The organism is Streptomyces sp. NPDC058307, from assembly GCF_042880295.1.
GTDB lineage: Bacteria > Actinomycetota > Actinomycetes > Streptomycetales > Streptomycetaceae > Streptomyces.
The window spans coordinates 19,925-31,187 of record NZ_JBHVYZ010000018.1 but is presented as its reverse complement, the minus strand read 5'-3'; the positions used below and the strand labels follow the sequence as shown (position 1 = coordinate 31,187).

General features: G+C 72.2%; 6 protein-coding genes and 1 pseudogene. 4 read left to right on the top strand and 3 right to left on the bottom strand.

Annotated features, from left to right (window positions below):
- On the bottom strand, positions 1-317 hold a 317-nt coding region (locus ACFVYN_RS15675; RefSeq protein ID WP_389998078.1), incomplete at its 3' end, for a helix-turn-helix domain-containing protein.
- 336 nt (positions 318-653) lie between these two features.
- Between ACFVYN_RS15675 and ACFVYN_RS15670 the strand changes: the two genes are divergently transcribed.
- From ACFVYN_RS15670 to atzF, 4 genes are read left to right on the top strand one after another with little or no spacing between them, the layout of a single operon-like run.
- The gene (locus ACFVYN_RS15670) at positions 654-1,478 is read left to right on the top strand and encodes an urea amidolyase associated protein UAAP1 (protein ID WP_389998075.1); all 825 of its coding nucleotides are present in this window, start codon (positions 654-656) and stop codon (positions 1,476-1,478) included.
- The gene (locus ACFVYN_RS15665; RefSeq protein WP_389998072.1) at positions 1,475-2,143 is read left to right on the top strand and encodes an urea amidolyase associated protein UAAP2; all 669 of its coding nucleotides are present in this window, start codon (positions 1,475-1,477) and stop codon (positions 2,141-2,143) included. The genes ACFVYN_RS15670 and ACFVYN_RS15665 overlap by 4 nt, the downstream gene beginning before the upstream one ends.
- Positions 2,140-5,688, top strand: coding sequence for a 5-oxoprolinase/urea amidolyase family protein (locus ACFVYN_RS15660; protein WP_389998069.1), 3,549 nt, complete (start codon positions 2,140-2,142; stop codon positions 5,686-5,688). The genes ACFVYN_RS15665 and ACFVYN_RS15660 overlap by 4 nt, the downstream gene beginning before the upstream one ends.
- 50 nt (positions 5,689-5,738) lie before the next feature.
- Positions 5,739-7,385: an allophanate hydrolase gene (gene atzF, locus ACFVYN_RS15655; protein ID WP_389998067.1), complete on the top strand. Its 1,647-nt coding sequence runs from the start codon at positions 5,739-5,741 to the stop codon at positions 7,383-7,385.
- Between the two features lie 69 nt (positions 7,386-7,454).
- On the opposite strand, the gene ACFVYN_RS15650 is transcribed toward atzF, so the two are convergent.
- Together ACFVYN_RS15650 and ACFVYN_RS15645 are read right to left on the bottom strand one after the other, a co-directional pair.
- Entirely contained in the window at positions 7,455-10,316 is a 2,862-nt protein-coding gene (locus ACFVYN_RS15650; protein ID WP_389998064.1) for a DEAD/DEAH box helicase, read from the bottom strand.
- 40 nt (positions 10,317-10,356) lie between these two features.
- Positions 10,357-11,245, bottom strand: a pseudogene (locus ACFVYN_RS15645) (diacylglycerol kinase).
- Positions 11,246-11,263: the final 18 nt, after the last annotated feature.

Sequence of the window (11,263 nt, the reverse complement as noted above, 5' to 3'; positions counted from 1 at the left end):
CGCCTGCTCTCGGCCGGGACCTTGTCGTCCGCCAGCAGCTCACGGGCGTACGCCAGCGAGGGCGTGACGGTGGACTCCAGGAGCTGGGCGAGGAGCTCCTCCTTGCCGGAGACGTAGTGGTACATGGACGCCTGCCGCATGCCCGCACGCTCGGCGACGGCCCGGGTGCTGGTGGCCGCATAGCCAAGGGAGGTGAACAACTCGGCTGCGGCGACGAGGAGTTCATCGCGAGGCGCCAGCCCGCTGTCCGGCCGCCGATCGGCCCGTGGCCTGCCGACCCGCCGCCCGGACTCCGCCGCCCCACCTGTCGTACCCATGCGTTCGATCCTCGCACACAGGGCGCGGGGTGATCGCCGGGTGATCTTCGGGCGCCCCGGGACGACCACACCCACCGGACGCACCCCCGCCGCCCAGCGGCACGCACACACCAACCCCCAGGGGCGCGGGGAACTGCGCGGCCAGCTCCCACCGGCCCGCACCCGACCACGCGCCCCACCCCCGTGAGCCCCCATGAGCCCACGTGAGGCCCCGGTAACCACCCGGCAACACCAGGGCAATCCCCCCGACCTACCCCGCCCTTAATTTCTGTCAAGCGACAGAAACACCCCGCCCCCACCCCTGCCTCACCCCACCCCCGCCCCCGGAGGTCCGCCATGGCCACAGAGACCACATACGGAGCCCGAGAACACGCCCGTGCCCAGGAGGGCACCCGTGCCGAGGCGATGCCCGTCGTACCGGCCGGCGACTGGCCCGAGCCGCCTGCCGCGGCGGGCCCCCTGGTGTGGGCGGAGACCGTCGCGGGCGGCAACTACACGCACCGCGTCCTCGCCCGCGGCACCGAACTGCGCCTCACCGACCTCCACGGAGACGCCTGCGCCCACGTCCTCCTGTACGCGGAGGGCCGCCCCTGGGAGCGTCTGAACGTCGCCGACACGGTCAAGGTCCAGTGGAACGCCTACCTCGGCGAGGGCCAACTGCTCCTGTCCGACCAGGGCCGCGTCCTCGCGAGCGTCGTCACCGACACCTCCGGCCGCCACGACGCCCTGTGCGGCACCTCCACCCTGGCCCGCAACACCGAGCGCTACGGCGACGGCACCCCCCAGAGCCCCTCCCCCGCCGGCCGCGAGCTCTTCAAGCTGGCGGCCGCGAAGAACGGCCTCGAACCCCGCGATCTGCCGCCCTCCCTCTCCTTCTTCCAGGGCGTCCGCATCCGCGAGGACGGCACCCTCGACTTCACCGGCTCGGCGGGCCCCGGCGCCGCCGTCACCCTCCGCGCCGAACAGGACGTGACGGTGCTGATCGCGAACGTCCCGCACCCCGCCGACCCCCGGCCCGCCTACGTCAGCACCCCCCTGGAGGTCCTCGCCTGGCGCGCCGAACCCACCCGCGCCGGCGACCCCCTCTGGGACGCCACCCCCGAAGGCCGCCGCGCCTTCCTCAACACCGCCGACTTCCTCGCCTCGAAGGGACGCGCATGAACCTCGAAGGGACGCATACGCTGGAAGGGACGCGTACGAAGGCGGTCGTTCCGGCCCGCTCCGCCTGGTCCTCCGTCATCCGCCGGGGCGAGACACTCACCATCACCGACCTCCACGGCAACCAGGCCGTCGACTTCCTCGTCTACGACGCCCACGACACGGCGGTCCGCTACAGCGCCCCCGACACCGTTCAGGCGCAGAGCGGCATCTTCCTCACCACAGGCAGCGTGCTGATGTCCAACGAGCACACCCCGCTGATGACGGTCACCGCCGACGACGTGGGCCGCCACGACACGGTCGGCGGCGCCTGCTCCAAGGAGTCGAACACCCTGCGCTACGGCCACCACACCTGGTCGCAGCACGCGTGCGTGGACAACTTCCTCGCCGAGGGCGCGAAGTACGGCCTCGGCAAGCGTGACCTCGTCTCCAACATCAACTGGTACATGAACGTCCCGGTCGAGAAGGACGGCACCCTCGGCATCGTCGACGGCATCTCCGCCCCGGGCCTCTCCCTGACCCTGCGCGCCGAACGCGACGTCCTCGTCCTCGTCTCCAACTGCCCCCAGATCAACAACCCGTGCAACGGCTTCGACCCGACACCCGTGGAAATGACGATCGGGTCCGTGGAGGGATCCGTACAGACGACGATCGGGGCCGGCGCATGACCTTCGACACCCTCCTCGTCGCCAACCGGGGCGAGATAGCGGTCCGCATCATCCGCACGGCCCGCGAACTGGGCCTGCGGACCGTCGCGGTGTACTCCGACGCCGACCGGGCCGCACCCCACGTCCGGCTCGCCGACGAGGCCGTACGTCTCGGCCCGGCGCCCGCGAAGGAGTCGTATCTCGACGCCGACCTGGTGCTGAAGGCGGCCAAGGACTCGGGCGCGGGCGCGATCCACCCCGGCTACGGTTTCCTGTCCGAGGACGCCGTCTTCGCCCGCCGCTGCGAGGAGGCGGGGATCGTGTTCGTGGGCCCGGCGCCCGAGCAGCTGGAGCTGTTCGGCGCGAAGCACACGGCACGGGCCGCAGCCGAGGCGGCGGGAGTACGGCTGGCGCCGGGAACGGGCCTGCTGCCCTCGCTCGACGAAGCCCTCGAAGCGGCCGGAGCCATCGGCTATCCCGTCATGCTCAAGGCCACCGGCGGTGGCGGCGGCATCGGCATGTCGGCCTGTCACTCCGCCGACGAACTGAGCGACGCCTGGGACCGGGTGCAGCGCGTCGCCGCCGCCTCCTTCTCCTTGGCCGGCGTCTTCCTGGAACGCCTCGTCGAGCACGCCCGCCATGTCGAGGTGCAGGTCTTCGGCGACGGCGAGGGCAGGGTCGTCACCTTCGGCGACCGAGACTGCTCCCTCCAGCGCCGCAACCAGAAGGTCCTGGAGGAGGCTCCCGCACCTGGCCTTCCCGCCCACGTCCGCGCACAACTCGCGGACAGCGCACGGCAGTTGTGCGCCTCGGTCGGCTACCGCTCCGCGGGAACCGTCGAGTTCGTCTACGACGCCGCCCGCGAGGAAGCCTACTTCCTGGAGGTCAATACCCGTCTCCAGGTGGAGCATCCGGTCACCGAGGAGATCTACGGCGTCGACCTGGTCGCCTGGATGCTCCGCCTGGCCCAAGGCGAGCGGGACGTCGTACGCGAGCCGGGCCCCCCGCGCGGCCACGCCGTCGAGGCGCGCGTCTACGCCGAGGACCCCTCCCGCGAACACCGGCCCAGCGCGGGCCTGTTGACCCGGGTCGAGTACCCCAGCGGGGTGCGCGTCGACGGCTGGGTGGAGACCGGCACCGAGGTGACGACGTCGTACGACCCGATGCTCGCGAAGATCATCGCGTACGGCCCGGACCGCGTCCACGCACTCCAGCGGCTGGACGAGGCCCTGGAACGCACCCGCGTCGACGGCATCGAGACCAACCTGGGCCTGGTCCGGGCGGCGCTGGCCGACCCCGACTTCAGGACGGCCGCGCACTCCACGGCGACCCTCTCGGGGATTCAGGACCCGACCCCGCGCATCGAGGTCGTCACGGCCGGCACCCTCACCACGGTCCAGGACTGGCCGGGCCGCACCGGCTACTGGCAGGTCGGCGTACCGCCGTCCGGCCCGATGGACGACCTCTCCCTCCGGCTCGGCAACCGGGCGCTGGGCAACCCGGAGACAGCCCCCGGCCTCGAATGCACCTTGCAGGGACCGTCGTTGCGGTTCACCCACCCCACGACCGTCTGCGTGACGGGCGCTCCGGCCCCGGTCACCGTCGACGGCACCCCCGTGGCGCAGTGGGAGCCGGTGAGTGTGCCCGCGGGCTCGGTCCTGGAGATCGGCGCACCCGCCGAACACGGCCTGCGGACGTACGTCCTGTTCGCGGGCGGCCTCGACGTGCCGGCCTTCCTCGGCAGCGCGAGCACCTTCACGCTGGGCCGCTTCGGCGGACACGGCGGACGGGCCCTGCGGACGGGCGACGTACTGCACGGGTCGGGCCGAGCCGACAGCACGTCCGTCGAGGACCGCCTCTCCTCCCCCTCCACGAGTGCCTCCTTCACCTCCACGCGTCCCTCCTTCACCTCCACCTGGTACATCGCCGCCGCCGAAGGCCCGCACGCCGCCCCGGAGTTCTTCACCGAGGACGACATCCGCGACTTCTACGCCGCCGACTGGAAGGTGCACTTCAACTCGGCCCGCACCGGAGTCCGACTCGTCGGCCCCAAGCCCCGCTGGGCCCGCACCGACGGCGGCGAGGCCGGGCTGCACCCGTCCAACATCCACGACACCCCGTACTCGGTCGGCGCGGTCGACTACACGGGCGACATGCCGGTGCTGCTGGGCCCGGACGGCCCCTCCCTCGGCGGGTTCGTGTGCCCGGCGACCGTCATCAGCACCGAGCGCTGGAAGCTGGGCCAGCTGCGCCCCGGTGACACGGTCCGCTTCGTCCCGGTGAACACCGACGGCTCGGCGCGCCCGGCGATCGTGGACGGCGGCATCCTCGCCCGCGACGGCGATGTGACGTACCGCCGCAGCGGCGACGACAACCTGCTGGTCGAGTTCGGCCCGATGCAGCTGGACCTGGCGCTGCGGATGCGCGTCCACGCGCTGATGGAGTCGGTCGCCGAACAGTGCCTCGACGGCATCACCGACCTCACCCCCGGCATCCGCTCCCTCCAGATCCGCACCGACCCGGACCGGCTGCCCCAGCACGAACTCCTCGCCGCGGTACGGGAGATCACCGCGTCGCTCCCCCCGTCCGACCAACTGGTCGTCCCCTCCCGCACGGTCCACCTCCCGCTCTCCTGGGACGACCCGGCCACCCGCGAGGCGATCGCGCGGTACATGGCGGGCGTCCGCGACGACGCGCCCTGGTGCCCGTGGAACATCGAGTTCATCCGCCGCGTCAACGGCCTGGACTCGGTCAACGACGTCTACCGCACGGTCTTCGACGCGGAGTACCTCGTCCTGGGCCTGGGCGACGTCTACCTCGGCGCCCCGGTGGCCACGCCCCTCGACCCGCGCCACCGCCTGGTGACCACGAAGTACAACCCGGCACGCACCTGGACAGCCGAGAACTCGGTCGGCATCGGCGGGGCGTATCTGTGCATCTACGGCATGGAGGGCCCCGGCGGCTACCAGTTCGTGGGCCGTACGACCCAGGTGTGGTCGCCCTGGCAGCAGCGCGGCGCGTTCGAGCCGGGCTCGCCCTGGCTGCTGCGCTTCTTCGACCGCATCAAGTGGTATCCGGTGGAGGCGGACGAACTCCTGGAGCTGCGCGCCGACATCACCTCCGGCCGTTTCGTGCCCCGCATCGAGGAGGGCACCTTCTCGCTCGCCGAGTACCAGGCCTTCCTCGCCGAACACGCCGAGTCCATCGCGGAGTTCAGGACGTGCCAGCAGACGGCCTTCGCGGCGGAGCGGGACGCGTGGGAGGCGGCGGGCGAGTTCGCGCGTGCCGAGTCGGTGTCCGCACCGGCAGCCGCCCCCGCCGACATCGCGGTCCCTGCGGGAGGCCGGCTGATCGAGGCCGAGTTCGCCGCTTCCGTATGGCAGTTGAACGTCGAGCCGGGTGACGTGGTGACGGCCGGACAGCCGCTGCTCGCCCTGGAGGCGATGAAGATGGAGTCCCGGGTGCACGCGCCGGCGGCCGGCGTGGTCGCGGAGATCCTGGCCAGGCCGGGCGACCAGGTCGAGGCGGGGACGGCCCTGCTCGTCCTGGCCCCGCCCGCACAGTGAGACCCGCCCGCACAGTGAAACTCGGCCGCACAGTGGAAGAGGAGCGAGCCATGTCCAGCACCGTCACCCGGGTCCGTGCCGCCTACGACCGCGTCGAGGCCGTGGACCGCCCCGAGATCTGGATCGACCTGCGCCCGCGGGAGGAGGTCGAGCGGGAGGCCCGGTCGATCGACGAACGGCTCGCGCGAGGTGAGCGACTGCCCCTCGCGGGCCGCCTGTTCGCCGCCAAGGGCAACATCGACGTGGCCGGCCTGCCCACCACCGCGGGCTGTCCGTCGTACGCCTATCGTCCCGAGGCCGATGCCCCGGTGGTCGCCCGGCTCCGCGCGGCGGGCGCGATCGTGCTCGGCACCACGAACCTGGACCAGTTCGCGACGGGCCTGGTCGGCACCCGCTCCCCGTACGGCGCGGTCCGCAACGCCTACGACCCCCTGAGGGTGAGCGGCGGTTCCAGCTCCGGCTCGGCGGTCGCGGTGGCGCTGGGCATCGTGGACTTCGCCCTGGGCACCGACACGGCGGGCTCGGGCCGGGTCCCGGCCGCCTTCAACGGCATCGTCGGCCTCAAACCCACCCGCGGCCTGGTCCCCACGGCCGGGGTCGTCCCGGCCTGCGCCTCGATCGACTGCGTGACGGTCTTCGCCCGCACCCTCCCGGAGGCCGAGCAGGCCCTGTCCCACATGACGACGGGCACCGCCCCGTCCCTGCCCGGACGCCGCCCCGGCCCCTGGCGGATCGCGGTCCCCCCGCGCGAGCAGCTCGGCGAACTGGACGAGGGGTGGGCAGCAGCGTACGAGGAGGCCGTGGACCGACTGATCACGGCCGGCGCCTCGGTACGCGAACTCGACCTCACTCCCTTCACCCAGGCGGCGGCGATGCTCTACGAAGGCGCGTTCGTCGCCGAGCGCTACACAGCGGTGGGGACATTTGTCGACAAGGCGATGGAAGCGAACGACGACTCCCTCGACCCCACGGTCGCCGCCATCATCACCCGGGCCCGCGACCTCCCGGCCCACCAGCTCTACGCCGACCTGGACCGCCTGGCCACGCTCCGCACCCGGGCCCTGGCCGAACTGGCCGACGCGGACGCCCTTCTCCTGCCCACCGCCCCCGGTCACCCCACCCTCGCCGAGGTCGCCGCGGACCCGCTGGGCGCCAACGCCCGCCTGGGCCGCTTCACCAACTCCACGAACCTCTTCGACCTGGCGGCCTCGGCCGTCCCGGCGGGCGAGGTGAACGGCCTCCCGTTCGGCGTGATGCTGATCGGCCCGGCACACACCGACGAACGCCTGGCGAGCATCGCGCGCCTGCTCCAGCCGGAGACACGCCTCGCGGTGGTCGGCGCCCACCTGACGGGCCAGCCGCTGAACCCCCAACTCCTCGCCCTGGGCGCCCGCCTGGACCGTACGACCACGACGGCACCGGTGTACCGCCTGCACGCCCTGCGGACGGTCCCGCCGAAACCGGGTCTGGTGCACGTCGGCGACGGCGGTGCCGCGATCGAGGCGGAAGTGTGGCGCCTGCCGACGGAGGGCCTCGGCCGCCTCCTGACGGCCCTCCCCCGCCCGATGACCTTGGGCAGGGTGCAGCTGGCGGACGGCACCCACGTCCCCGGCTTTCTCTGCGAACCCGGCGCTCTGAAGAACGCCGAGGACATCACGGAGTACGGAGGCTGGCGGCCCTATGTGAACGCCGAGTAGCAGCACCCACCCAGGGGCGCGGGGAACTGCGCGACCAGCCACGAACTCCCCGCACCCGCCGATGCACCCTCACCCCACCGACGAGTAAGCGACAACCCCCCGCAGCAACAGATCAACGGCCTTGCGCGCGTTCTTCGCGACCGTGGACCCCTCGCCCCCGGAAACCGGCGCGGCCGCCGAGATCTGCCCCAGCACGTCGATCACCTGCTTGCACCAGCGCACGAAGTCCCCGGCGGGCATCTCCGCCTCCCGCAGCACCTCGTCCAGCCCCTTGCCGGACGCCCACATGTAGGCGGCCCAGGCGAAGCCGAGGTCGGGCTCGCGCTGGCCCACGCCCTCGGTCTGGTTGATCCGGAAGTCCTCCTCGAGGGCGTCCAGCCGTCCCCAGATCCGCACCATCTCCCCCAGCGCGGCCTTCGCCTTGCCGGACGGCACCTTGGGCGCCATGGCGTCGTCGCCCGCCCGGGACTCGTACACCAACGCCGACACACAGGCGGCCAGTTCGCCAGGGGCGAGCCCCTCCCAGACGCCTTCCCGCAGGCACTCGCTGGCCAGCAGATCGAGCTCGCCGTACAAGCGGGCGAGCCGCTTGCCGTGCTCGGTGACCTCGTCGCCGCGCAGATAGTCCATCTCGGTCAGCAGGGCCACGATCCGGTCGAAGGTGCGCGCGATGGTGTTCGTACGGCCCTCGATGCGCCGCTCCAGCTGCGTGGTGTCGCGCAGCAGCCGGTGATAGCGCTCGGCCCAACGGGCGTGGTCCTCCCGGTCGTTGCACCCGTGGCAGGGATGTGCCCGGATCGCCGTGCGCAGCCGGGCGATCTCGCGGTCGTCGGCCGCCTGGGAACGCTGCTTACGGGCCCGCTCCGGTGGGATGTGCCCGGCCTTGGTGCGCAGCGCGGAGGCCAGGTCCCGACGGGACTGCGGTGAGCGCGCGTTGAAGGACTTCGGGATCCGCATCCGGTCCAGCGCTTCGACCGGCACGGGGAAGTCCATCGACGCGAGCCGCTTGACCTGTCGCTCGGCGGTCAGCACCAGCGGGCGCGGGCCGTCGTGGTGCTCGAAGCCGCGGTGGCCGTTGGAGCGCCCGGCGGGCAGGCCCGGGTCCAGCACCAGCGCGAGACCGGCGTACTTGCCCGTAGGCACATGGATGACATCGCCCGGCTTGAGCTTCTCCAGCGCCACCGCCGCCTCGGCGCGCCGCTGGGATACCCCCTGCCGGGCCAGCTCCGTCTCCCGGTCCTTGAGCTCGCGGCGCAGCCGCGCGTACTCCTCGAAGTCGCCGAGGTGGCAGGTCATGGAGGCCTTGTAGCCGTCGAGCCCCTCCTCGTTGCGCTGCACCTGCCGGGAGATCCCGACGACCGACTTGTCGGCCTGGAACTGCGCGAACGACGTCTCCAGCAGCTCACGCGAGCGGTGCCGCCCGAACTGCTCGACGAGGTTGACCGCCATGTTGTACGACGGCTTGAAGCTGGAGCGCAGCGGGTACGTGCGCGTGCCGGCGAGTCCCGCCAGGTGCTCGGGGCTGCCCCCGCGCTGCCACAGCACCACCGCGTGACCCTCGATGTCGATGCCGCGCCGCCCCGCACGCCCCGTCAGCTGGGTGTACTCGCCGGGCGTGATGTCGGCGTGCTGCTCGCCGTTCCACTTCACGAGCTTCTCAAGGACCACCGAACGCGCGGGCATGTTGATGCCCAGGGCGAGCGTCTCGGTGGCGAACACGGCCTTGACCAGGCCCCGGACGAACAGCTCCTCGACGACCTCCTTGAAGGTCGGCAGCATGCCCGCGTGGTGGGCCGCGATACCGCGCTCCAGGCCCTCCAGCCACTCGTAGTACCCGAGGACATGGAGGTCCTCGTGCGGAATGGACGCGGTGCGCTCCTCGACGAGGGCGCGCACCCTGCCCCGCGCCTCGTCGTCGTTCAGCCGCAGCCCCGCGTACAGGCACTGCTGTACGGCCGCCTCGCACGCGGCGCGGCTGAAGATGAACGTGATGGCGGGCAGCAGACCCTCGGCGTCGAGGCGCTCGATGACCTCGGGCCGGCTCGGCGTCCACACCTTCGACCGCTGCCGCCGCTCGCGCTCCCGGTCGGCCTCGCGCATCGCCCGGCCGCGTCTGCGGTCCTGGTACGACGGCCGCTGGGCCTCCATCCGGGCCAGTCGCACGAGATCGGGGTTGACGGCCTTCTTGTTGCCCTCGCCCTCCTCGAACAGGTCGTACATCCGCCGCCCGGCGAGCACGTGCTGGAACAGCGGCACGGGCCGGTGCTCGGAGACGATCACCTGGGTGTCGCCGCGGACGGTGTCGAGCCAGTCGCCGAACTCCTCGGCGTTGGACACGGTCGCCGACAGCGACACCAGGGTGACGGACTCGGGGAGGTGGATGATCACCTCTTCCCATACGGCGCCCCGGAAGCGGTCGGAGAGGTAGTGCACCTCGTCCATGACCACGTATCCGAGGCCGAGGAGGGTCTGCGAGCCCGCGTACAGCATGTTCCGCAGGACCTCGGTGGTCATCACGACCACGGGGGCGTCGGAGTTGACGCTGTTGTCCCCGGTGAGCAGGCCGACCTTGTCGGCGCCGTAACGGCGGCTCAGGTCGGCGTACTTCTGGTTGGACAGGGCCTTGATGGGGGTGGTGTAGAAGCACTTCTTGCCCTGCTGGAGGGCGAGGTGGACGGCGAACTCGCCGACGATCGTCTTGCCGGAGCCGGTGGGGGCGGCCACCAGCACGCCCTTCCCGGCCTCGAGAGCCTTGCAGGCCTCGATCTGGAAGGGGTCGAGACCGAAGTCGTACATCTCGCGGAAGCCCGCGAGCGCGGTGGCCTGCTCGGCTGCCCGCAGGCGGGCTGCCGCGTACCGCTCGGCCGGTGAGAGGTCCTCTGTCATCGTGCTTTCGAGCGTACCCGGCGGCACTGACAACAGGACGATCATTATCCGGATCGGAGCCCGCGAAACCTGCCCTTCACGCAGTTCAAGGGCCCACCACGGACACCGCCCCGCGCACACAGCGCGCCTTCAGCGGCAGCGGCCCGAGCGGCTCGCCGTCCGCGTACCCCGTGACGCCGTCGGCGGCGATCTCGACCTGAGCGGCCCTCACCACGGTGACCACGGGATGGTCGACGTGGGTGCCCCGGTACACGCGTGGGAAGACCCGCAGCAGGGTCGTACGGCTGCAGGCGCCGACCACGGTGATGTCGAACAGCCTCGGTGAGATCCGCGCCCGGGCAGATCCGCATGCCGCCGCCGTACGACGATCCGTTGCCGACGGCCACCAGCGTCGCCTCGACCTCGCGGACCAGGCCGTCGTCGAGTGTGATCCGGTACGGGACGGGCCGGAAGGCGGCCAGTTCGGCGAGCATCGCGAGGTCGTACTTGAGGCGGCCCGCGGGCCATCTCATGCGGTTGCCGCGGTCGTTGACGCGGGAGTCGAAGCCGGAGGCGAGGACCGTGGCGAACCAGCGGTCACCGACCCGGCCCAGGTCGACGTCGTGGAGGCGGCCCTCCTTGAGCGCCCCGGCGATCAGCCGGCCCGCGGCGGCGGGATCGCGCACCGGCAGCCCCAGTGCGCGGGCGAAGTCGTTGCCGGTGCCGACGGCGACCAGCCCGAAGGGGGTGGCGGTGCCGGCGACGGCCTGCAGGGCGAGGTTGGCCATGCCGTCGCCGCCGACGGCGATCAGGGCGCCGGTGCCGTCCGTGACGGCGGCACGCGCGCGTGCGAGGGCGTCGGCGGCGTCCTCGCCGAGCACGGTCCGCACGGCGAAGCCCGCCGCCCGCAACGCGGAAGCGGCCGGCTGCGCCGCGTGGGCGCCCCGGCCGCGGCCCGCGGTGGGGTTGACGAAGAGGGTGATCTCGCTGGTCACGCAAGTGACCTTACGAGC